The sequence below is a fragment of the Ruegeria sp. HKCCD6647-2 genome, from assembly GCF_057221075.1.
In genome coordinates, this window is sequence record NZ_JBWVBD010000013.1 from 20,544 (window position 1) to 42,997 (window position 22,454).

Below are 22,454 nucleotides of genomic sequence, written 5' to 3' on the forward strand. Positions count from 1 at the left end.
TATTTGTAACAGGTTGAAAAAACTCAGCGCCCTTATCAAGCACTGAACCAAACTGTCGCCCAATTGAACCGCCTCAACTTTTGGTCGACCGTTGCGGTCGCGGTTTCAGACGTGCCAGTGCTTTGGGCAGAGTGTGGTTCATGGTCATGAACGGGGTCATTCAAACCCCAGTCGGCAAGCTTAACACAAATCGCGATTGTTTCATGTATAATGACAATGGCTGCTACAAGGTGTGTGATGTCACGCGTTTGGAAGCTGTAATTTTTAAGGTCATAATTGAGGGAATGAAATGTCGAAATTCGCAAGTACGAAACGGCGCATTGCCGCTGGGCTATTGGGGATCGGATTAGCCTTTCCTGCTCTGGCTCAAGACAAGCCAATGAATTTTCTGATTATCTGGGGCGATGACATAGGTTACTGGAATGTCAGCGCCTACAACCAGGGCATGATGGGGTATGAAACCCCCAATATCGACCGCATCGCCAACGAAGGCATGCTGTTCACCCATGCGTATGGCGAGCAATCCTGTACAGCGGGCCGCGCAAGCTTTGTCACCGGACAGTCCGGTTTTCGCACCGGCTTGCTGAAGGTCGGTTTGCCTGGAGCAAAAGAGGGGATCAGTGAAAAAGATCCAACCATTGCCGAATACATGAAGTCCAAGGGCTATATGACCGGTCAGTACGGCAAGAACCATCTGGGCGATCTGGACGAGCATTTGCCGACCAATCATGGCTTCGACGAATTCTTCGGCAATCTCTATCACCTCAATGCCGAGGAAGAGCCCGAGAATGTGGACTATCCCAAAGACCCCGCATTCCGCGAACAGTTTGGCCCTCGCGGTGTGATCCGATCCAGTGCGGACGGAAATGTCGAAGATACCGGCCCCCTGACCCGCAAGCGAATGGAAACGATCGATGAAGAGGTGACGGTCGGCGCGCTGGATTTCATCGACAGAGCGGTCGAGCAGGAAAAACCATTCTTCCTTTGGTATAACACCACCCGCATGCACATTTTCACGCACCTCAAGGAGGAAAGTCAGGGCGTGACAGGTTTGGGCGTATACCCGGACGGCATGGTTGAGCACGACAAGATGGTCGGCCAGATGCTGGACAAACTGGATGAGCTTGGCATCGCCGACAATACCGTGGTCATGTATTCGACCGACAACGGGGCCGAAGTGTTCAGTTGGCCAGACGGCGGCACAACCCCCTTCCGTGGTGAGAAGAACGACAACTGGGAAGGCGGCTATCGCGTTCCGTTGCTGCTGAAATGGCCGGGGGTGATCGAACCGGGGCGTCGGTCCAACGAGATCATCAGCCACCTCGATTGGTTCCCGACCTTCATGGCGGCGCAGGGTGATGCAAACATGAAAGAGATCATGCTGACCGAGGCGCCTTTTGGAAATGGCAACGAACCGGTGCACCTCGACGGTTACAACTTCCTGCCATATTTCAAGGGCGAAACGGACGAAGGACCACGCAGGGAGTTTCTGTACTTCTCTGACGGCGGCGATCTTGTGAACTTGCGCTACAACCGTTGGAAAGTGGTCTTTGCCGAACAACGTGCCCATGGGTTTGATGTCTGGCAGGAACCGCTGACATTCCTGCGTCTGCCGAAGATCATCGATCTGTATTCCGACCCGTTTGAGCGCGCCGAGCATGAATCGATAGGCTATCCGAAATGGCGCCTAGACCGTACTTACCTGCTGGTTCCCGCGCAGGCGTTTGTCGCGCAGTTCTTGTCTACGTTCAATGACTACCCGCCAAGACAGAAACCGGCCAGTTTCTCGATCGATCAGGTTCTGGAGTCGCTTCAGCGCAATCAGGGCGGCTGATCGGGACATACCAATAAGCTTAAGGGCGCCGGTTCAGGCGCCCTTTTTGGGTTGAATGCCGGGAATTTACTTGAAGTTCCGGCTGTCCTTGATCTGATCCCAGGCCCAGACAACCTCCTGCAATTGCTCTTCCTGCGAGCGGTCGCCGCCATTCATATCCGGGTGCAGGACCTTGATCAGCTTCTTGTAGGCTTTGCGCACTTCGGCCTTGGTCCAGCTGTCCTTGGCTTCGAGGATTTCAATTGCGCGCCGCTCGGTCGGCGGCAAACGACGGCCGCCGCCACCTGCGGTACGGCCGGGATTCTTGGTTGCGTTCCCACCAAGAACCTGATGCGGGTCTTCGATACCCAAACGGGCCCAGGCGCGGGCCTCGGGGTCGCCCATGGGTTTGGTCTCACGCTCCCAAACCTTGTCCTTGGAACGTTGCGCGTTCAGTTCGGCCTCGGTGGTACCATCGAAGAAATTCCACTTCTGATTATACTCGCGTACGTGCTGCTGGCAGAACCAGTAGAAATCGTCCAATACGTCCGGCGCCTTGGGTGCGCGGAATTTTCCGGCTTCTTCGCAGCCCTCATGATCACAGATTCGGACCGAGGTTTCCGACGCACCTGACATGCCCCGGCGACCGCGCGGATTCTTCTTTTTGGCGCTGGAAACGGACATATCGAATCCGAACGGGTCTGATTTCACCATGGGCGTGCTCCTGCGAACGCGTCTTTTCGACTCGGAGGCGGCAGTTTAACGTAAGGGACAGAGAGTAGAAGAGGGGAGCGGCAAAAAATTTGCCGCCGAGCGAAAAATGACCGTTACCGAAGAAATCCGCGACCGCCTGCAGGCGGCTTTCAACCCGCGCGAGCTGGAAGTGATCGACGACAGCGAGAGCCATCGCGGCCATGCGGGGTACCGTGACGGAGGAGAGAGTCATTTCAACGTACGCATCCGGTCCGAGGCGTTTCAGGGCCAGTCCCGCGTAGCGCGGCACCGGGCCGTTCACGCCGCGCTGGGCGACGTCGTTGCACGTATTCACGCGCTGGCACTGGATATCGACGTCTGAACCGGGCAACACGTATCGCGATCAACCGCTGATCGGGAATTACCCTACCGTTATCCCCAGCGCCCGCTGAAGTGTTGAGGCAATCAGGTCAATGCCTGATCCGATCTGTCTAAAATGCGGAAGTCATGTCGGCCGGCCCCACGGGGTTGGAACACCTTTATCAGAAAATTGTTGTTACCCGGTCGACCCTGACGATGCAGATGCATCGTCAGGCCATAAGGTGCCTTGATGGGCCTGCGAATACCCCGAACGGAGGCGAAAAACCCTCCGAGCCTTTACGAAAGCCTTCAGAAGGGTTCAATCGCAAGGTATCGTGGAGATGGTGCGCGCCTGTGCAAGGGGGGGGGTGGATGTCGTTTCTGGGAATAGATCTGGGCACCTCGGGTCTGCGCGCCCTTCTGGTCGACAAGGAAGGCGTGCCAATCGGTTCGACCGAACGCCCCTATGATGCGCAGCATCCCCGCCCCGGCTGGTCCGAACAGAATCCTGCCGACTGGATTGTCGCGCTCGAAGGCGCCATCGACGAAATGCGGAACCGCTACACAGCCTTCGGCGACCTATGCGGCATTGGCGTCGCCGGACACATGCACGGAGCGACACTGCTGGACGCCAATGATGCCGTGATACGTCCCTGCATTCTGTGGAATGATTCCCGCTCCCATGCCGAGGCCGCAGAACTTGACGCACAACCCGAGGTCCGGCGTATTTCAGGCAACATCGTCTTTCCGGGCTTCACCGCGCCAAAGCTGGCGTGGATCAGAACCCATGAACCGGAGGCATTTGCACGGGTTTCGAAAGTCCTTTTGCCAGCCGCGTTTCTCAACCACTATCTGACCGGCGAATTCATTGCTGACATGTCAGACAGTGCCGGCACGTCGTGGCTCGATGTCAGACAGCGTCGCTGGTCGGAACAGCTGCTTGAGGCTGGAGGGATGCGCACGGACCAGATGCCGAAATTGGTAGAAGGAACCCAGAGTGCCGGCATGCTTCGCGCGACACTGGCGCAAAAATGGGGACTTTCCCGGCCTGTCATCGTTGCAGGTGGTGCCGGAGACAACGCGGCCGCAGCTTGCGGTATCGGAGCCTTGGAAGAGGGGCAGGGGTTTGTCTCGCTAGGCACCTCCGGCGTCTTGTTGGCCGCGCGAGATGGATGTCGCCCCGCACCGGAGTCCGCCGTGCACACCTTCTGTCATGCTGTTCCCGGGCGTTGGTATCAGATGGGCGTCATGCTGTCGGCCACCGAAAGCCTGAATTGGCTGGCCCGCATAGTCGGTGACAAGCCCTCGTCGCTCACTTCCGCTCTGGGCGATTCGATCTCGGCTCCCGGAGAGGTGCGCTTTCTTCCGTATCTTTTCGGTGAAAGAACACCTCATAATGATGCGGCCATTCGCGGTGGATTTACTGGCCTGTCCGCGGATACGAGCCAAGAGGACATGACACGCGCCGTTCTCGAAGGGGTGGCATTCGGGTTGCGCGACAGCTTCGACGCCTTGCGCGCGACAGGCGTGAGTTTCGATCGCCTGGTGGCAATTGGCGGTGGCAGCGCATCGCCCTACTGGCTGGAGTTGATTGCCACGGTTCTGGGGGTGCCTCTGGTAAAGCCAGCGTCAGGAGAATTCGGTGCGGCGCTTGGCGCGGCACGGTTGGCCATGATTGCTGCAGGACAGGGTCAGCCGGAAGAGATCATGCTTGCGCCGGAGCTTCATGCTCAATTCGATACGAACGAGACCTTGAGAGAAGGTTTCGAGGAGTCCTATCAAAAATTCAGGCGGTCCTATGCCGGGATCAAGGCAATTCAATAACCGTGACGAGAAAGATCAGCAGTTGGCTGATTTGTTAAACATTGCTGGCTTTGACCCTCACCCAAAAGGATGAATTGCACCGGGTTAAGTGTGCGCCACATAGGAAACGGCCCAATTGGTTTCAGGGGGCGACGCTTGCCTTCTGACGGGCTAACGTCCGATCAGAGAAAGCAGGGTCTCTTTTGCGTCGATCAAACGATCGGATTGTTTTTGAACCGCAAAATAGTTTCTGAATGTTTTTTCTGGGGCAAACCAAAGCATTGACGACAGACGATAAGTTGTGGCCGGTGGCTCAGCCACAGCGGCAAGCTTGTCCTCGGCTGTGACATGGACCGACAAGTTGCCAAAACTTGATGCAAGTTTTTCTTCGCAGCGCCCGACCGGGCACATGATGACGGCGGCAGTCGACTTGTCCGCCCAGCTGCGCCGCGCATAAACATTTGCGACCATTATGTCATTCCCGGTCACATCCCGGTCAAAACGATCCCGATAATTTACGTATGGCAGTATCTCTCCGAGAGCTGAATTCAGGTTCAAGACGGTCTGAACACTGTAATCGCCTCGCAATTCCTCGTGCATCCAAATCCCGGCAGCCTGACGCTGAGGCCCGTGCTCAAGCTCCCATACTGCTGGGCGAACAAGAAACAGCGCCGCTATGACACCTGCCGCCCAAACATATCGGGGCAACATCCCAGGGCCTAGCCCAGCGTACCATGCTGCCAGAAGTATTGCGCAGGCCGGGACCATGTGATGCAACAACGAGCGGAAACCTTGAGTGTAGAAAAACGCTGCGTAGCAAAGCCCAACGAACACCAGAATCTTTACGATCACCGTGCCGCGAACCAATAGTATCGGTGCCGCCAGAACAGGAACGATCGCCGCCGGCAAAAGAAGGTATGGCAAGCGTTCGAAATCAACAAAAGATAGGAAGCGAAAACGTCCCGGCGCTCCACTCACATCGAACTCGTAACCGGGAAGCGGCCAGCCCATAGACTGCGAGAGTGCATACCAGGCTTGCAAAATCAAAAGTGCCGCAATGACCGCAGCGGCAACCTTTATTAAGAACGCTCGCCGCCCTTGTCCCGCGAAAAGAAACAACAGGCCCGAAAAAAATAATATGAGAGGTCCGCCCGTAGGCACTGATATGACTGAAAGGGCTGAGAAAACCGCAGCTTCTGCAAGCTTCCCCGCGACGATGTATCCGAACGCCGCCAGGACCATCGCGCAGAACAAGACTTCGCGCGCATAGGGCATCGCCATGTCGGCATATTGCTCGTAGCTACCTGAATAGCTAAGTGAAATCGCAAAGACGATGAGCGTAGAGCCGATCAGCGCAAGATCTGTGATTGGGAAGTTCCATTGCTTTCGGATAGCCACACTCAGACGACAGATGGCCAGAAGCAGGATGCCGGATCCGACCGGGCCAACAAGACGAACGGCAGGCTCGGATTCGCCCAAGAACAATGCATACAGTGTCGAAGGGACGTGATTGATAAGTGTGTTGAACGTAGGATAGCTATTCAATCCGCCGGAGCCCGGCGGCCAAAAAGGTGTACCCGCACGCACAATCCGTATGGTGCTTTCCAATGCTTGTGCGCCATCATCATTGAATGCTTCGAAGTAGATTTTCGGAGCCAGGATTGCAACGAGCACCCAGGTAAGTGCGATGGCAGCAACAACGGCACTTATGCCTGTCCAACTGACTTCAAAGGTGTCCTGCCGAGCTACAAGGACCAGACCAAGAAACAACAATAAACCACCAGCAACGAGCACGTGAATTGATGTAAGCGGTTCTGAAATAACGGCCCCGAGCAGCAGTACCAGCACCGGCATCGCGATAAAGCCCGCTCCAATGCCGCCGAGGACACTATCCAGGATGTTCTCCGGCCGCCTCGCGCCAACATAGGCAATTGTACTTGGGCCGATCAGCCATAGTGTTGCGCAAATTGTGAGGGCAGGAGAGACCAGAACAAAAAACACTGGGTCAGCTGCGACACGTGACAACCCGTTTTCGGTGAGGGGCGAAAACGACAACGCCATGTCACCAATTGCAGAGCCAAAAAGGAATGCAAAAACAAATCCCGAAATCGAGAGCGCGGCCAAGCAACATACCAAGTAACGGGAGTTCACAGCAATATCCTTCCTTCACTCACAAATACGCACAAAAAGCCAATTTTGCCGAGAGGTCTCAAATACTATCCACGGGACATTTCTTGTTAGAAGCCGCAGGGCAACTGAAATCGGGGAATACAACCAGAAGTGTTGGGTGCAAGATCTTGGATCGTGTTTCGGCCACAACGTTCACCTGCTTTGATCTCTTGCCTAACACTGTTCGCTGTTCAATGGCCGCAACTTCATAACACAAGTCCCTCCAGCAAAAGATTGCCATTTTGGTAGAGTAGTACACAACAGAACTGCAAAATAAACGTAGGATTGGCGCGTATTTTGGGCCAATGGCACTGTTTTCACGCCTATTGCTCGGCTTGCGGTTACAAACGTTCCCGCGGGTTCCAAGGGATAGCGCCACCGAAATTCCAACGGGGCCACCCGATTTGAACTGGTCCACAGCTATGTTCAGAAAATGAAGGACCGAAATTGGCAAACAAGCGACCTGGGCCGGAAGTGGTTGCCTCTGAGTCGCGTCCGGAAACCATTCGTATTCTCCCGGAAACCACGTCGGAATATGCCAAGGCTGCCATCTTGCCTTTCTTGCTGGCCAACCCTGAGCAGCGAAGCGTGACCTATGTCAATGAAAGTATCCGAGCAGTGGTGTTCATTGGCCGCGAAAAAATGGCCGGGCTACGCGACCAAGTGCGTCGCATGCAATGGCCAGTGATGACCAGCGCTTTGGCCGATCTGCCGGGGAAACCCTCTCGGGCGGCCTGAACCCGGAGGGATAGATGGAGTTTGCCCACAAGGCCGATATGGCCATGATGCTTGCACGATCGGCGGGGGTCGCCCCGGTGGCCAAGGCCGAGCGCAGGGGGTTTGAAGGACATTTAGTGCAACTGGAGGCACAACATGGCTGACGGCTGCGGCTGCGACCGCCAAACCAATCTGTATCTCTCGGTATCCGAAGCGCTGAGCCGGGGGTTGGCCGCGTCCCGGCCGATCATTGATACTGAGATTTTGCCATTGGGACAGGTGATAGGGCGCGTTCTGGCCGAGGATTGCGTCAGCAAAGTGGACATGCCGGCCTTCGACAACTCGGCCATGGATGGTTATGCCGTCCGTCTGACCGATCTTGGTGAAGGCCCGACTTACGACCTGCAAATTGGTGGGCGCGTGGCTGCTGGCGACGGCGGCGCGCATGCTGCGCCAAGTGGTAGCGCGCTGCGCATCTTTACCGGCGCGCCGGTCCCCGCGGACTTCGATGCGATCGTGATGCAGGAAGACTGCGAAGTCACGGCTGAAGGAATCCGGTTCACCCGCCGCCCTAAGAATGGCCAGCATATACGCCGGGCGGGCGAAGACCTGAAGGCCGGTGAACCAATCCTGCGCCGGGGATGTGAGATCGGCCCGCGTGAAATTGCCGCGCTGGCCTCAGCGGGCTACGGTCAGGTCTCGGTCTATCGCAAGTTGCGAGTTACGATCTTTTCGACCGGCAGCGAGTTGTGTCAGCCCAGTGAGCCATTGAATGCCGGGCAGATCTATAACTCGAACCGCTATATGCTGCTGGCATTGTTGGACAAACCGTGGATCGACCTAATGGACAAGGGGCCGGTCGAAGACGACCCAGCGCTGTTGGAGCGGGTCTTGCGCGAGGCTTGCGACTCGTCCGATCTAATCGTCACCACAGGCGGCGTTTCGGTCGGAGACGAGGATCACATGCCGCGTATCTTCAGCCAAATCGGCGGCGAGACCGATGTGATGAAAGTGGCGATGAAGCCCGGCAAACCGATCATGTTCGGGCGACGTGGAAATGCGCTTTACATTGGTCTACCGGGAAATCCGGTTTCAGCATTTGTGACGTGGCAGATCATCGGGTCGCACATGATGGCGCGTCGCGCCGGGCTTCAAGGAACGAGCCAAACGCCGGAACAGGCCGTTTTGGCCGAACCGCTGCGGCGGCAATCAGGACGCCAGGAGTATCGCCCGGTTTGCATTGAGGGCACGTCACCGGACGGTTCCCCAAGGCTGCGCCTGATGGCGGACTCCTATAGCGGGCGCGTGGCCCTGCTGGCCGAGGCTGATGGGCTAGCCATTATCCCGGCCGATACAGAGGCCATGCCAGCCGGTCAGACCTTGGGCTTTTTGCGGTTTTGATGAACAGGTCCGCCCATGAAACCAGACGGAGCCGTATCTAGCACGCGCTGGAGTTCGGGGGATGCAGAAGCTCTGTACCAGCAGACAGGTTCGCTCGGTAGTTCTTGATGAGAGAAGAGTGCATTCTCTCGGCATCGATGATGTGCGGCTCACGAAACACTTAAAAACTCACTCTGATCCGCTGGGGTATCAGTAATTGTTTTGGCTCAAATGTGCGGAAACAGCGCTCTAACTCAGGTCTTTGTACATGTAGGTCGTGGGCTCCAACCGGTTTTCGAAAGGGTTGCGGCAGTAGTTCGGAATTTCTCCGGCAATCTGAAAACCCAGCGACTGATACAGAATTCGCGATGGATCCGAACTGCGCGTATCCAGTACCAGCATGGACTTGCCCAGTTCCGCTGCCCGCGTTTCGAGCGCCGCCATCAGCGCCCGACCCAGCCCCCGACGTCGGGCTTCCGGGTGCACCAGCAGTTTCGCCACATCGGCGCGATGTGGCTGGTTCGGCATGGCTGCCGGTATCAGCTGGACGGTTCCCTGAATGCGTCCAGCTCCGTAAAGGACGAACAGATCCAGATTGCCTAATCGCAACTCCGGTTGCACTCGATCCCGCCAATAGGTGCATGCGTCTTCGATCGAAAAGGGCAGAATGAAACCGATGCTGGCCCCGGAGTGAACGCAGCCATGCAGAATTTCGGCCAGATCATCCAGCGCGCTGTCGAAATATGCGTCGGTCAACCGTGTAATCATATCAGAACCAGAAGATAACGCGCACCGCGAGCGGGTCCGGTTTCAAACCGCGTCGGACCGGACAGATGATACCGTAAGCAGTCACCGCCACCCAGCGCGTGGCCGACACCGTCGACGGTCAGGGTCAGGGCTCCATCCAGTACAATCAGATGGTGTTCCTGCCCGGGTCTTGGCGGTGCGTCATAAGAAATGACTGTTGCAGGCGGCAGGTGACCTTCCATCACTTCACCGCTCAGACCCGCCGCAGGGGGAGAGACCGACCGTCGGGTAAACCCGGTTTCAGGATCGCTCCATTCCGGTTGGCGTTCAAAAGGGACCTTGGGATCAAAGCTGTCTTCGACCATCATCAACAACCGCGACATGGGCAACCCGTAAGCGGCGCACAGACGGCCAAGAGATTCGGCGGTCGGGCTGACATCGCCTTTCTCCATCCGCGACAGGGTGGCGCGGCTGATACCGCTTTGATCAGCTAAGTGTTCGAGCGACCAACCGCGTCCCTGACGCAGCTCATTCAAGCGACTGGCGAGGCGGTTTGAGAGGTTGTCCAGCATAGCTCACATACGAGAATCATGATCATATATGAGAGTATCGTATAAAATCTATAGGCGAGCAATGGAAAAGGGCGCAGAAAATCTGCGCCCTTTGGCTGCTCGACTAGGTGAAGGACCTATTTCCAGCCAACTTCGTTAAAGATCTTCTGTGCTTCCGGAATATTCTTGGCGACCTCGGACAAGTTCACCTCGTCCGCTTTGAACTCACCAAGCGCGGCGACGTTTTCCGCCAAGGCGACGCCTTCGACCGCAGGGAATTCGTCATTGCCGTTCGAGAAGTAGACCTGCGCCTGATCGCTGGCCAGGTATTCAAGGAACTTGACGGCGTTGTCACGGTTTGGTGCGTTGGCGGCAATGCCGGCGCCCGACAGGTTCATGTGCGCGCCTTCGGCATCCTGCGCCGGGAACTGCACACCGATCATATCGATATCGGCGCTGAGACCTTTGACGTCTTTGCGCAGGGCGCGGGCAAAGTAGTAGGAGTTCGAAACGGCGATTTCGCATTCACCCGAAACGATGCCGCGCAGCTGGTCGGTGTCACCGCCCTGAGGGTCGCGCGCCATGTTGGCGACCACGCCTTCGGCCCAGGTCCTGGCGGTTTCGGCCCCGTGGTTGGTGATGATCGAGGCCAGCAAAGTTTGGTTGTAGGTGTTGCTGGACGACCGAATGCAGACCAGACCTTTGTATTCCGGCTTGGCCAGATCCAGATAGCTCGCCGGTGGGTTTGCGACCTCCGCTTTGTCAAAGAAGATTATCCGGGCCCTCTGCGAAAAGCCGAACCACTGATTGTCTTCGTCCTGCAGATTGGCCGGGATACGCTGTTCCAGAACGTCACTGTCAACCGGTTGCAGGATGCCTGCGTTCTTGGCGCGGGCCAGGCGCGAAGTATCCACGGTCAGCAGGATATCGGCGGGCGAATTCGCACCTTCGGCTTCCATCCGGGCAATCAGCTCATCAGCTTTGCCTTCGATGCGGTTGATGGTGATGCCGGTTGCCTCTTCGAAATCGGAGTAGAGACGCTCGTCAGTGTCATAGTGGCGCGAGGAATACAGGTTCAACTCACCTTCGGCAGCGGCTGAGGTGGTGATCAGGGCCGCAAGGGCGGCGGCAACGCAAGTGGTGGATTTCAACATCATGTGTCCCAACATTTCAATTCGTTGCGGGCATAACCCGACTGAATTGGTCAATTAAACGATTCTCAGATGGATGCAAGCAAATCCGACAGATTTAGTTGGTCAAATAGCCGCGGCAGAATCAGGGGTGCAGGCCCCGGCCCGTGCAACGAGCCTTACTGCCCAGAATCTGGATGGCTATTTCTGGTCGGGTGAACCGCGATCCAAAACCTCGACGGACAGGATTGTCGGCAGATGACGGGCTGCCTCTGTCCAGGTGTCTCCCTCGTCGTCACTGGCAAACACCGACCCGCTGTTGGTGCCAAAATAAAGCCCAGCGGGATCTCGGCGGTCCCCGGCCATGGCCTGTCGCAGAACGGTAAAAAAGCAGTTTTGCTGCGGCAAGCCATGCCGCTGGTCAATCCACGTTTCACCGCCATTTGTGGATTTCCAGACCGCGGCTGCGGCGTCGGGTGGATAGCGTCCGATACTGTCGCCGTTCAAGGGCAGGGTCCAGATCGTCTCCGGGTCGCGGGGATGGACATGAATGGGAAACCCAAATGTAGAGGGCAACCCTTTGGTAATATCCTCCCAACTGCGGCCCCCGTCGGCTGAGCGCCAGACACCGTGGTGGTTCTGTTGATACAGCAAGTCCGTGGTTCCGGGAGCCTGGACCATGTTATGCACGCAATGCCCGGTTTCGCCATCCCGAGGGGCCGCAGGATGGTCGTGACGACCGCAGCTTTCCGCGTTGGACAGCCGGTTGCGTCGCTCCCAGTTTGCCCCGCCATCCTCTGATGCAAAGACGCCGGCTGCCGAGATACCGACCCAGAGTTTCTGCGCATCTTCCGGGTCAGTCACGATTGAATGCAACACCAACCCCGCGCCACCCGGGTTCCAGTCCGGAGCCGAAGGATGGTTGGTCAGTCCTTCGACCGTGGTCCACGTTCGTCCGTTGTCCTGGCTGGCCAGCAATCGTGCTGGTTTGGCCCCTGCATACAATACGCCGTGTGCGTAGTTCAGCGACCAGATCTGGGAAAACTCGTCGGCAAAAGGCGCTGGTTCGTCTGACCACCCGATTATCTCGGCAAAGTCAGGGTCATTGGCAGCCCATTCGTCCACCTGGCCCCTGGTCAACTTCGTGACTTGCCAAGTTGCTCCGCCGTCCTCGGATCGCCAGATTCCCGCGCCATTCCAGTCGCCTCCTCCGCCAGCCCACAGCGTTCCCGTCACTGCGTCTGCTATGACGTGGTTGATCGGCCAGCCATCACAGTGAGGTCCCGATACCTGCCAGTCCGACCTGTCGCCGTTACTGGAAACGATGAATGCACCTTTGGTTGTTCCGACCAGAATATCGACGCCATGTTCTTGCATGAATTTCGCGCTCCAAATGAATGGAGCAAGAGTAACATGCGATCTGGCATTGACTGAGAACAAAAAAAACCGCGCCCCAAGGCGCGGTTCTTTGAATTCAAAAATAGCTGTTCTTAGCCCTGACGAGCTTTGAACTTACGCTGCGTCTTGTTGATCACGTAGACGCGGCCTTTGCGACGCACAACACGGCAGTCACGGTGCCGGTTCTTGAGCGAGCGGAGCGAGTTCCTGACCTTCATGGTCTGTCTCCAATCTGCGGCGCCTTCATCAAGGACGTGGCCAGCGCCTGGGTTAGCGGGTGCCTCGGAAAAACCGAAACAGTGAATAGATGGTGGGCGGTACAAGGATCGAACTTGTGACCCCTTCGATGTCAACGAAGTGCTCTACCGCTGAGCTAACCGCCCACGAACCGTTGCAAGACCTGCCCCATAACGAAATGGGGCGCGGAACCCCGCGCCGGTAGCGGGGTCTATAAAAGGAGTCGTTTGGGGGATCAAGGGGTTTGGAAGAACTATTTTCCGGTCTATGTTGGTCACGAGCAAGGAGAGACCATGTCGAACGCAGCCTACGCACTGGATATGCCAGAAAACCGCAGTTCATGCGTGGTGTTTTCTTCGCCCCATAGTGGTCGGCTGTATCCGGATACCCTGCTGAGGCGTTCGGTTCTGAACCGCAATATGATTCGGTCGTCCGAGGATGCCTTTGTCGATCAGTTGTTTTCGCCGGCCCCTGACTTTGGCGCGCCACTGCTGGCTGCGGCCATGCCGCGCGCGTATCTGGACCTCAATCGCAGTGCGGATGAGTTGGATCCGGCACTGATTCAGGGGGCAAAGCGGCAGGGACACAATCCACGGGTCGCTTCCGGTCTGGGTGTCATCCCTCGGGTCGTCGCCAACGGGCGCTCGATTTATCGCGGCAAGCTGACGATGGACGAAGCTCGTCTGCGTATCGACACATATTGGCGGCCGTATCACAGACGCCTGAAGTCGCTGCTGGCCGAATCGCATACCATGTTCGGACAGGCGATTCTGATCGACTGTCATTCGATGCCGCATGAGGCGGTGGCGCTGGCCAGTAACTCGCAGCCCAAGCGGCCCGAGGTCGTTTTGGGAGATCGATTTGGCGCGTCGGCCTCCGGTGTGATCGTCGACCAGGTTGAAGCGGCCTTCACCTCTGCCGGCCTGAAAGTTGCCCGCAATGCGCCTTTTGCCGGTGCTTATGTGACCCAGACCTATGGCCGCCCGGCGCGCCATCAGCACGCGATACAGATCGAAATCGACCGGGCGCTGTACATGAACGAAGACACGATAGAGCCGAACGCCAATTTTCCCGAATTTCGCCAGGTGTTGCGTCGGGTCATCTCGGACATCGCGAGCATCGGCCGGGAACAACTGCCACTGGCGGCCGAGTGAAGTCACCGCAATGCGCGACCTTTGACAATGGCATCCGTGCCAAATCTGCGCCGTATCTCGTCGGTGGCGCGCTCCGCCTTGGACCGCTGTTCCGCGCCGGGGTCCAGCAGGTCACCTGAAATGTCTGCTTGCTCTTCTGAACACAGGTCAGACAACCCGCAACCCAGCAGCCGATAGGGCCCCTGATCACCGACCTGATCGAACAACCCGCGCGCCGTGCGGTAGATCTTGTCTGCAATCTGGGTGGCATCCCGCAGAGAGACCCGCCGAGTGATGATCTTGTGGTTAGCCCGCTTCAGCTTCAATGTCACGACCCGCCCGGCCAGACCTTTGGCCTTGGCCCGGTCGGCCACTTTTTCGGACATGCGCCACAGGTGCCCGTCCAGAATATCCAGGTTTGCTGTGTCCTCGAAAAACGTGGTCTCATTGCTGATCGATTTCATCGGCTCGTGGGCTGAAACGCGCCGCTTGTCCTGCCCCCGCGCCAAATGCCACAGGCGATACCCCATCGAGCCGAACCGGGCCGTTAGTGCTTCCTGATCCCAGCGCAGCAGGTCCGAGAACGTGCGAATACCTGCGCGGTCGAGTGACTCTTGCGCCGCGGGTCCAATTCCCCAGATCAGGCGCACAGGTTTGTCGTACAGGAAATTCGCCGTTTCGGCCTGACCGATCACGGAAAACCCACGCGGTTTGTCGAGATCCGAGGCCACCTTGGCCAGGAATTTGTTGTGACTCAATCCAATCGAGCCGGTCAGACCCAATTCATCCTTCATGCGCCTGACCAGTTTCGCCAGCATAAGCGCAGGTGGAGCGCCATGCAGCCGCTCGGTGCCCGACAAGTCCATGAAGGCTTCGTCCAGGGACAGGGGTTCGACGACAGGGGTCAGTTCATCCATCATCGCCCGGATTTCGCGCGAAGCTTTCGCATAAACCGACATGCGCGGTTTGATGACCACTGCGTCCGGGCAAAGTTTCAGGGCCTTGAACATCGGCATTGCGGAACGAACACCGCGAATGCGCGCAACATAACAGGCGGTGGACACAACGCCGCGTTTGCCGCCGCCGATGATGACCGGCTTGTCCGCCAGCTCGGGGTTGTCGCGCTTTTCGACCGAGGCATAAAATGCGTCGCAATCCATGTGGGCGATGGTCAGGTCGAACAGTTCCGGGTGCAATGTCACGCGTGGGCTGCCACAGGACGGGCAGCGTCTTTCGTCGGTCAGACGGGTCAGGCAATCTCGGCAAAGGCCGGGCATCTGCGTCCTCGCGCGTTCTGCATTTGTACCGGGGCTACTTATAACACCCTCAGCGGGCGATCAAAGGTCCGCGTTTGATTCTGCTCGAAAAAGAAAACCCCCGCTATTAGGGCGGGGGGAGGTAACGGACCTCAGGAAGAAATGGTCCGTTGGGGAGTGTTTCATCCCCAGAATCGCGCGAATCCTGCATTTTCGATAGGGTTTAAGGTCTTTGGACAAAACTCGAGTTTATCATGTGTGTTTTCGGGCACAGGGACGATTTGGCGCGGAGGTGCCAAAAATTGACGCAAGGTCAACCAGTTGTCGGTCAGTTTTTGCCTGAAATCCCTGCGAATTCGACCGCTTGATTCAGTGCCGGGTCAAGGAATTTAACTCAGCAAGAACTGCCTCTGCCGCCGCTTTGGGGTCCTCTGCCTGATAGATAGGGCGTCCCACGACGATATGGTCGGCTCCATCTCCGATAGCGCTGGCCGGGGTCGCTACACGTTTCTGATCCCCCAGGTCGGCACCTGCCGGACGGACACCGGGAGTGACGATCAATCGTCCTTCGGACTGGGGCAGGGCGCGGATCAGGGCGGCCTCCTGCGGGCTGGCGATTACACCATCGGCCCCGGCCTCGAATGCTTTGGCCGCGCGCTCGACGACCAGTTCCTGTACATCGCCACCTTTCAACAAGCTGGCATCCAGATCTTGGCGGTTCAGCGAAGTCAGGATAGTCACTGCCAAAATCTTGAGGTCCTTGCCCGAGGCGCCCTCTTTTGCCGCCCGCACCACATGCGGGTCGCCGTGAACAGTCAGGAAATCCAGATCGAACTGCGCCAGCCCGCGAACGGCGTTTTCCACCGTGTTGCCGATGTCGAACAGTTTCATGTCCAGAAAGATGCGCTTGCCGTGATCCTGCTTCAGCTCATTGGCCAAGGCCAACCCACCGCCGGTCAGCATCCCCAGGCCGATTTTGTAGAACGAAACACTGTCACCCAGCCGTTCGGCCATGGCCAGACCCTGCAGGGCGTTGGGAACATCAAGGGCTACGATCAGGCGGTCATCGGACATGGGGCAGGCTCCTAATTGGCAAACGTCTGCGTCCTAGCGGGTTCGGGCCGCTCTGTCCATGCAATGCGCGATTCCTGTGTTAAGGTCGCCGCATTCTTTGAAAGGGTCCGAGATGAAAAAGCTATTTGTTCCATTACTTGTTTTGGCAGCCTGTCAGGAAACTCCGACGGAAACGGCAGCAGACGCGGTCACTTCTCCAAATGACGATCTGAGATTTGTTGGCGGCTATCGCGCCACCGATGATGATTGTCAGTTAACCGGGGAAACTGCCTTTACGGTCAATTTTCTGGATGATGCCGCTGACCTTGTCTCGTGCCCGAACGACAGCGACGCAGCGCAGTCTCTGGTAGATATGTACGGCGCGCGCCCGGTGGCTGAAAGCGGAGGATACTCGGTCTATTCAGTACCCCGCAGATAAACGCTGAATCTGCCCTCTTAGCCTCTTGAACCGTCAAAGATATTTCCCAGATTGAATGTGAGGCTTCGACCGACGCGTGCCGCCAAGCGGGCGCATCAAAACGGGGCGCTTGAGAGAAGGAGAATAAAATGGACTTGAACAAGTTCACCGAGCGTGCACGGGGATTCGTGCAGGCGGCGCAGACCGTTGCACTGCGCGAGGGGCACCAGAGACTGGAACCCACACATATACTGAAAGCATTGATGGATGACGATCAGGGGCTGGCCAGCAACCTGATCACGCGTGCCGGTGGCGCGCCCAACCGCGTGGTTGAAGCGCTGGATGCGGCCATGGGGAAAATCCCGAAAGTCAGTGGCGACGCCAGCCAGATCTACATGGATGGCCAGACCGCCAAGGTTCTGGACGAGGCTGAGAAGATCGCCACCAAAGCAGGCGACAGTTTTGTACCGGTCGAACGCGTGTTGATGGCGCTTTGCATGGTTAAATCCAAGGCCAAGGATGCTTTGGAGGCTGGCGCCGTATCCGCGCAGAAACTCAATGAGGCGATTAACGATATTCGTAAGGGACGAACCGCTGACACGGCGTCGGCGGAAGAAGGTTATGACGCGCTCAAGAAATACGCGCGCGATCTGACCGAGGCAGCGGCCGAGGGCAAGATCGACCCGATCATCGGGCGGGATGAGGAAATCCGCCGCTCGATGCAGGTTCTGTCGCGCCGCACCAAGAACAACCCGGTTCTGATCGGCGAACCCGGTGTCGGTAAGACCGCGATTGCCGAGGGTATGGCCCTGCGCATCGTCAACGGTGACGTACCGGAATCGCTGAAGGACAAAAAGCTGCTTGCCCTCGATATGGGTGCGCTGATTGCCGGTGCGAAATACCGCGGTGAGTTCGAGGAACGCCTCAAGGCCGTTCTGACCGAAGTGACCGAGGCCGCTGGTGAGATCATCCTGTTCATCGACGAGATGCACACGCTGGTCGGCGCCGGTAAATCCGACGGCGCGATGGATGCTGCCAACCTGATCAAGCCTGCGCTTGCCCGGGGTGAGCTGCATTGTATCGGTGCAACCACGTTGGATGAGTATCGCAAGTATGTCGAAAAAGACGCGGCCCTTGCGCGCCGGTTCCAGCCTGTGATGGTCACTGAGCCAACCGTCGAGGACACGATCAGCATTCTGCGGGGTATTAAAGAGAAGTACGAGTTGCACCACGGCGTGCGCATCTCGGACTCGGCGCTGGTATCGGCGGCAACCCTGTCGCATCGCTATATCACCGACCGTTTCCTGCCCGACAAAGCCATCGACCTTGTCGATGAGGCGGCGTCGCGTCTGCGGATGGAGGTAGATTCCAAACCAGAGGAACTGGATCAGCTGGATCGCCAGATTCTGCAAATGCAGATCGAGGAAGAGGCGCTGAAGCTTGAGGACGACGCGGCATCGAAGGATCGTCTGGAAACCTTGCAAAAGGATCTGGCCGATTTGCAGGAGAAATCTGCCGAGATGACCGCCCAATGGCAGGCCGAGCGCGACAAGCTGGCCGGGGCGCGTGATCTTAAGGAACAGCTCGACAAGGCGCGGGCTGATCTGGAGATCGCCAAGCGCGAAGGTAACCTCGCCAAGGCGGGTGAGTTGTCTTATGGCGTCATCCCTGAGCTTGAGAAAAAGCTGACCGAGGCTGAGAACGCCGAAAGCAACGCGATGATGGCCGAGGAAACGGTGCGTCCAGAACAGATCGCATCCGTGGTCGAACGCTGGACCGGTATCCCGACCTCGAAAATGCTGGAAGGTGAGCGCGAGAAACTGTTGCGGATGGAAGACGATCTGCATTCGCGTGTGATCGGTCAGGATGCCGCCGTGACAGCCGTCGCCAACGCCGTGCGCCGCGCGCGTGCGGGACTGAACGACGAGAATCGGCCTCTGGGCTCGTTCCTGTTCCTCGGCCCGACCGGTGTGGGTAAGACCGAGCTGACCAAGGCCGTGGCGAACTTCCTGTTCGACGACGACAACGCGATGGTTCGTATCGACATGTCCGAGTTCATGGAGAAACACGCAGTCGCCCGTCTGATCGGTGCCCCTCCGGGCTATGTCGGCTATGATGAAGGCGGTGTGCTGACCGAAGCCGTGCGGCGCAGGCCATATCAGGTCGTGCTGTTTGACGAGGTCGAAAAGGCACACCCGGATGTGTTCAACGTGCTGTTGCAGGTTCTCGATGATGGTGTGCTGACCGATGGTCAGGGCCGCACTGTGGACTTCAAGCAAACGCTGATCATCCTGACGTCGAACCTGGGGTCCCAGGCGCTGAGCCAATTGCCCGAAGGCGCGGACAGTGCGCAGGCCAAGCGTGACGTGATGGATGCGGTCCGGGCGCACTTCCGGCCCGAGTTCCTGAACCGACTGGACGAGACCATCATCTTTGACCGGCTCAAGCGGGCCGACATGGATGGCATCGTCGATATCCAGATGGCGCGCCTGCAGAAACGTCTGGCCGCCCGCAAGATCGAGCTGGCTTTGGACGAAGGTGCCAAGGAATGGCTGGCAAACGAAGGCTATGACCCGGTCTTTGGCGCGCGTCCGCTGAAACGCGTGATCCAGCGCGCTTTGCAGAACCCGCTGGCCGAAGCACTGCTGGCTGGTGAAATCAAGGACGGTGAGACCGTTCCTGTGACCGCAGGTTCCGATGGCTTGATCATCGGCGATCGGTTGGGAACTTCTGAAAGACCCCGTCCGGATGATGCCGTGGTACATTGATCCATGTGAGACTTTCAAAGACCCGCCATTTCGGCGGGTCTTTTCTGCGTCCATGACGCTAACGTATCCAAGTTTGGTACGGGGACTTTAGGCTCGAAAGACCCGTGAAAGAACTTCTTCACACAAAGACAGATAGGCCTGACTGGCGGCGCATCCTCTGGCGGTCACCATCACCGGCGCGCGATGGACGCCCATTCTTTCCACATCGGTTGCGAAGGGAATTTGCGCGTCTAGAAAGCGATTGCCATAGTCCTTTTTCAGTTCGGTAATCGTTTCAGAGTGCAGGGTCTTGGCTCTCTGGACCATCGAGAAGAAACAATGCAGCTTTTTGACTGGAAGGTCGTTCTTCCGGAAGAACTTCACCAATTGATCCAAAGTGCGCCGCGACAACGTCGAAGGAATGACCGGTACCACGATTGCATGCGACGCCTGAAAAACGCTTTCGGACAAAAGGGACAGATTCGGCGGGCAGTCCAAAACCACGACTTCATAATCGGGCGCAACACCAGCCAATGCCGTTTCAAGCTGCGATTTGCCGTTGTTCATTTGAGAAAGCAAAACGTCGAAACTGCGAAAGCTTTGATTGGCGGGCAGAATGTCGAGGTTCTCAAAATCACTTTCGCGTATGGATTTCGCAAGTTGGTTGCTGCCTCTGAAGAACTTTGCGTTTGAAAGCCTTTTTGAAGGTTTCAAGCGGTAGTAGAACCCGGAAGCCCCCTGAGGATCGAGATCACACAGAAGCGTTTTTACACCTGCCGTGGACAGGGAATAGGCCAGATTGACCGCTGTAGCTGTTTTACCCACTCCACCCTTGTTGGAATAACAGGCAATGACCTTCATCGTGGACCGCCTCTTGAAGCATAACCGGACTGAACTTTACCAAACTTCCGTAAGTGTCCGCTCTCCCTGCGGTGCAAGTCAACGCAATACCCCGGATCTTCTCAATGCGCTTTTGGTCGGGCAACGTTACAATCCGTTCGCTCAATCGTGACGCCTGTTTCCTTGGCTCTGTGCTATCAGACATTACCTCATTGCCGAGGTGGACTGATTACGGAGATCCGGATGGCGCATCGCTGGACCAATACTTTGACACATGCCGACGTCACCCCAAGGGCGGCGTTCCTGAACCGGCGGCAGATCATGGCGGGGCTGGCAGGTGTCGGACTGACTGCGATGGCTCGACCCGCAGCGGCCGAAGACGGATTGGAGCCCAACACCTGGGAAGAGATTACATCGTACAACAATTATTATGAGTTCGGGACGCGGAAAGATGATCCGGCAAAATATGCCCATATGCTCGTGACCGAACCGTGGAGCGTCAAGATCGACGGTCTGGTCGACAATCCCGGTGAGTACGACTTCACGGACATCATGTCCGAGATGACGGTTGAAGAGCGCATCTATCGGTTCCGTTGTGTCGAGGCTTGGTCGATGGTCATTCCGTGGAATGGTTTCGAACTGGCCGATTTGCTGAATATGGCCGGCGTGCAGGATGGCGCCAAATACGTGGCGTTTGAAACCGCATATCGTCCCGACGAGATGCCCGGTGTTCAGTACCCGGTGCTCGAGTGGCCGTATCGTGAAGGGTTGAGGCTGGACGAGGCCATGCACCCGCTGACGATCATGGCCACAGGTATCTATGGCCGTCCGATTCCGAACCAGAACGGCGCACCGCTGCGTCTGGTGGTGCCGTGGAAATACGGGTTCAAATCCATCAAGTCGATTGTCCGCATCACGCTGACGGATGTGGAACCGCCGACCAGCTGGAACATGGCAAACCCGCGCGAATACGGGTTCTATAGTAATGTGAACCCGAATGTGGATCACCCGCGCTGGTCTCAGGCCTCTGAACGTCAAATCGGCGGTGGTCTCTTTGCCAAGCGGATCCCGACCCTGATGTTCAACGGTTACGAGGAAGAGGTCGCCGGGCTTTACGAAGGGATGGACCTGGCGAAAAACTATTAAGATTATGCAGACCCTGAACCAGATATTGCGCCGTATTCCCGTTTGGATGGTTTACGTGCTGGGTGCGATTCCCGGCCCCTGGTTGTTTTATCAGGGTCTGACGGGTGGTCTGGGCGTCGATCCGATCGAAGCTCTGGAGCACCGATACGGAGAACTGGCGCTGCAGCTTTTGATCTTTGTACTGGCGATCTCTCCGTTGCGCCGGTTTCTTGGTCTGAACCTGATGAAGTTCCGTCGGGCTCTGGGCGTGCTGACTTTTGGCTATGTCAGCCTGCATCTGCTGGTCTGGCTGGTTCTGGACGTGCAGGTACCAAGCCAGATTTGGGCGGATATCGTGAAGCGACCTTATATTACGGTTGGCATGGCGGCATTCGTCCTGATGCTGCCGCTGGCGGTGACATCGAACAACTTGTCTGTTCGTCGGCTGGGACCCCTGTGGCGCAGTCTGCAGCGCCTGGTCTATCCGGCAGCGTTACTGGGCGGACTGCATTACGTCATGCTTGCCAAAGGCTTTCAGATCGAACCGCTGATCTACCTGTCTCTGATCATCAGTCTGCTGTTGCTGCGTATTCCGTTCCCAACCCTGCTGACTCGGTTTCGTCAGGCCGATTCCGTCTGACTCGGGGCTGAGTCTGTGGGTAACCCTGTGTAAAAGCCATTCCTGGGGTTCAGTACGCTACCCATTGAAGCTCCGTTGAGAATGATTTTTTCATAATGCTTTGATTTAAAGCGTAAAAAACAGAAATGCGGTTTTTTGCTGGTTTCCGCAATTTTCCACTTGCGGCTTTTGATTGTTATCCTTAGAACGCCCTTCACCGGCGCTGCTGAGGCGGTTGCTGGGACGCTGGAGACGGCGGAGACGG

22 protein-coding genes and 1 tRNA gene are annotated in these 22,454 nt (G+C 57.2%); 11 read left to right on the plus strand and 12 right to left on the minus strand.

What is annotated here, in order from left to right:
• Positions 1-379: 379 nt before the first annotated feature.
• Entirely contained in the window at positions 380-1,834 is a 1,455-nt protein-coding gene (locus tag AC2TDJ_RS20545; RefSeq protein WP_480844545.1) for an arylsulfatase, read from the plus strand.
• Positions 1,835-1,900: 66 nt separating this feature from the next.
• Here AC2TDJ_RS20545 and AC2TDJ_RS20550 read toward each other — a convergent pair whose 3' ends face one another.
• Positions 1,901-2,527: a J domain-containing protein gene (locus AC2TDJ_RS20550; protein ID WP_480844546.1), complete on the minus strand. Its 627-nt coding sequence runs from the start codon at positions 2,525-2,527 to the stop codon at positions 1,901-1,903.
• Between the two features lie 106 nt (positions 2,528-2,633).
• On the opposite strand from AC2TDJ_RS20550, the gene AC2TDJ_RS20555 reads away from it, so the two are divergent.
• Together AC2TDJ_RS20555 and xylB are read left to right on the plus strand one after the other, a co-directional pair.
• Positions 2,634-2,888, plus strand: coding sequence for a BolA family protein (locus AC2TDJ_RS20555; protein WP_480844547.1), 255 nt, complete (start codon positions 2,634-2,636; stop codon positions 2,886-2,888).
• 350 nt (positions 2,889-3,238) lie between these two features.
• Positions 3,239-4,690 carry a xylulokinase gene (xylB, locus tag AC2TDJ_RS20560; RefSeq protein WP_480844548.1) on the plus strand — a complete coding sequence of 484 codons (1,452 nt, stop codon included), beginning with the start codon at positions 3,239-3,241 and terminating at the stop codon, positions 4,688-4,690.
• A 150-nt stretch (positions 4,691-4,840) separates the two neighbouring features.
• Here the strand turns inward: xylB and AC2TDJ_RS20565 are convergent, their stop codons facing one another.
• The gene (locus AC2TDJ_RS20565; RefSeq protein ID WP_480844549.1) at positions 4,841-6,820 is read right to left on the minus strand and encodes a hypothetical protein; all 1,980 of its coding nucleotides are present in this window, start codon (positions 6,818-6,820) and stop codon (positions 4,841-4,843) included.
• A gap of 465 nt (positions 6,821-7,285) precedes the next feature.
• Here AC2TDJ_RS20565 and AC2TDJ_RS20570 point away from each other — a divergent pair, with 465 nt between their 5' ends.
• Genes AC2TDJ_RS20570 through AC2TDJ_RS20580 form a run of 3 tightly spaced genes read left to right on the plus strand, consistent with a single transcriptional unit; the run spans position 7,286 to position 8,956 of the window.
• Positions 7,286-7,576, plus strand: coding sequence for a hypothetical protein (locus tag AC2TDJ_RS20570; protein WP_480844550.1), 291 nt, complete (start codon positions 7,286-7,288; stop codon positions 7,574-7,576).
• Positions 7,577-7,590: 14 nt separating this feature from the next.
• Complete coding sequence (locus tag AC2TDJ_RS20575; protein WP_480844551.1) at positions 7,591-7,719, plus strand: hypothetical protein; 129 nt, start codon at positions 7,591-7,593, stop codon at positions 7,717-7,719.
• A complete protein-coding gene (locus AC2TDJ_RS20580) occupies positions 7,712-8,956 on the plus strand; it encodes a molybdopterin molybdotransferase MoeA (protein ID WP_480844552.1) in 1,245 nt (414 codons plus the stop codon). Before AC2TDJ_RS20575 ends, AC2TDJ_RS20580 begins: the two co-directional genes overlap by 8 nt.
• 228 nt (positions 8,957-9,184) lie before the next feature.
• On the opposite strand, the gene AC2TDJ_RS20585 is transcribed toward AC2TDJ_RS20580, so the two are convergent.
• From AC2TDJ_RS20585 to AC2TDJ_RS20610, 6 genes are all read right to left on the minus strand, one after another.
• Positions 9,185-9,691: an N-acetyltransferase family protein gene (locus AC2TDJ_RS20585; protein ID WP_480844553.1), complete on the minus strand. Its 507-nt coding sequence runs from the start codon at positions 9,689-9,691 to the stop codon at positions 9,185-9,187.
• Between the two features lie 8 nt (positions 9,692-9,699).
• The gene (locus AC2TDJ_RS20590) at positions 9,700-10,254 is read right to left on the minus strand and encodes a helix-turn-helix domain-containing protein (RefSeq protein WP_480844554.1); all 555 of its coding nucleotides are present in this window, start codon (positions 10,252-10,254) and stop codon (positions 9,700-9,702) included.
• 116 nt (positions 10,255-10,370) lie between these two features.
• Positions 10,371-11,387 carry a Fe(3+) ABC transporter substrate-binding protein gene (locus tag AC2TDJ_RS20595; RefSeq protein WP_480844565.1) on the minus strand — a complete coding sequence of 339 codons (1,017 nt, stop codon included), beginning with the start codon at positions 11,385-11,387 and terminating at the stop codon, positions 10,371-10,373.
• A gap of 177 nt (positions 11,388-11,564) precedes the next feature.
• The gene (locus AC2TDJ_RS20600) at positions 11,565-12,740 is read right to left on the minus strand and encodes a WD40/YVTN/BNR-like repeat-containing protein (RefSeq protein WP_480844555.1); all 1,176 of its coding nucleotides are present in this window, start codon (positions 12,738-12,740) and stop codon (positions 11,565-11,567) included.
• Positions 12,741-12,853: 113 nt separating this feature from the next.
• On the minus strand, positions 12,854-12,979 hold the full coding sequence (ykgO, locus tag AC2TDJ_RS20605) for a type B 50S ribosomal protein L36 (protein ID WP_068338904.1): 126 nt from the start codon (positions 12,977-12,979) through the stop codon (positions 12,854-12,856).
• 90 nt (positions 12,980-13,069) lie between these two features.
• A tRNA-Val gene (locus AC2TDJ_RS20610) sits at positions 13,070-13,144 on the minus strand.
• A gap of 147 nt (positions 13,145-13,291) precedes the next feature.
• Between AC2TDJ_RS20610 and AC2TDJ_RS20615 the strand changes: the two genes are divergently transcribed.
• The gene (locus AC2TDJ_RS20615; RefSeq protein ID WP_480844556.1) at positions 13,292-14,152 is read left to right on the plus strand and encodes an N-formylglutamate amidohydrolase; all 861 of its coding nucleotides are present in this window, start codon (positions 13,292-13,294) and stop codon (positions 14,150-14,152) included.
• 2 nt (positions 14,153-14,154) lie between these two features.
• On the opposite strand, the gene AC2TDJ_RS20620 is transcribed toward AC2TDJ_RS20615, so the two are convergent.
• On the minus strand, positions 14,155-15,408 hold the full coding sequence (locus AC2TDJ_RS20620; protein ID WP_480844557.1) for a DNA polymerase IV: 1,254 nt from the start codon (positions 15,406-15,408) through the stop codon (positions 14,155-14,157).
• Positions 15,409-15,756: 348 nt separating this feature from the next.
• Positions 15,757-16,461, minus strand: a complete 705-nt coding sequence (gene pyrF, locus AC2TDJ_RS20625; protein WP_480844558.1) for an orotidine-5'-phosphate decarboxylase — start codon at positions 16,459-16,461, stop codon at positions 15,757-15,759.
• Positions 16,462-16,573: 112 nt separating this feature from the next.
• On the opposite strand from pyrF, the gene AC2TDJ_RS20630 reads away from it, so the two are divergent.
• Positions 16,574-16,879 (plus strand): hypothetical protein, encoded by a 306-nt coding sequence (locus AC2TDJ_RS20630; protein WP_480844559.1) that lies wholly within the window; start codon positions 16,574-16,576, stop codon positions 16,877-16,879.
• A gap of 128 nt (positions 16,880-17,007) precedes the next feature.
• Entirely contained in the window at positions 17,008-19,626 is a 2,619-nt protein-coding gene (gene clpB / locus AC2TDJ_RS20635; RefSeq protein ID WP_480844560.1) for an ATP-dependent chaperone ClpB, read from the plus strand.
• A gap of 87 nt (positions 19,627-19,713) precedes the next feature.
• Here the strand turns inward: clpB and AC2TDJ_RS20640 are convergent, their stop codons facing one another.
• Positions 19,714-20,466, minus strand: coding sequence for a ParA family protein (locus AC2TDJ_RS20640; protein ID WP_480844561.1), 753 nt, complete (start codon positions 20,464-20,466; stop codon positions 19,714-19,716).
• Positions 20,467-20,688: 222 nt separating this feature from the next.
• Here AC2TDJ_RS20640 and msrP point away from each other — a divergent pair, with 222 nt between their 5' ends.
• A complete protein-coding gene (gene msrP / locus AC2TDJ_RS20645) occupies positions 20,689-21,591 on the plus strand; it encodes a protein-methionine-sulfoxide reductase catalytic subunit MsrP (protein ID WP_480844562.1) in 903 nt (300 codons plus the stop codon).
• 4 nt (positions 21,592-21,595) lie between these two features.
• Complete coding sequence (gene msrQ / locus AC2TDJ_RS20650; protein WP_480844563.1) at positions 21,596-22,210, plus strand: protein-methionine-sulfoxide reductase heme-binding subunit MsrQ; 615 nt, start codon at positions 21,596-21,598, stop codon at positions 22,208-22,210.
• Here the strand turns inward: msrQ and AC2TDJ_RS20655 are convergent.
• Positions 22,192-22,454 (minus strand): hypothetical protein (locus AC2TDJ_RS20655; RefSeq protein ID WP_480844564.1); only part of this gene is annotated, 263 nt, incomplete at its 5' end. The two genes, msrQ and AC2TDJ_RS20655, sit on opposite strands and share 19 nt — an antisense overlap.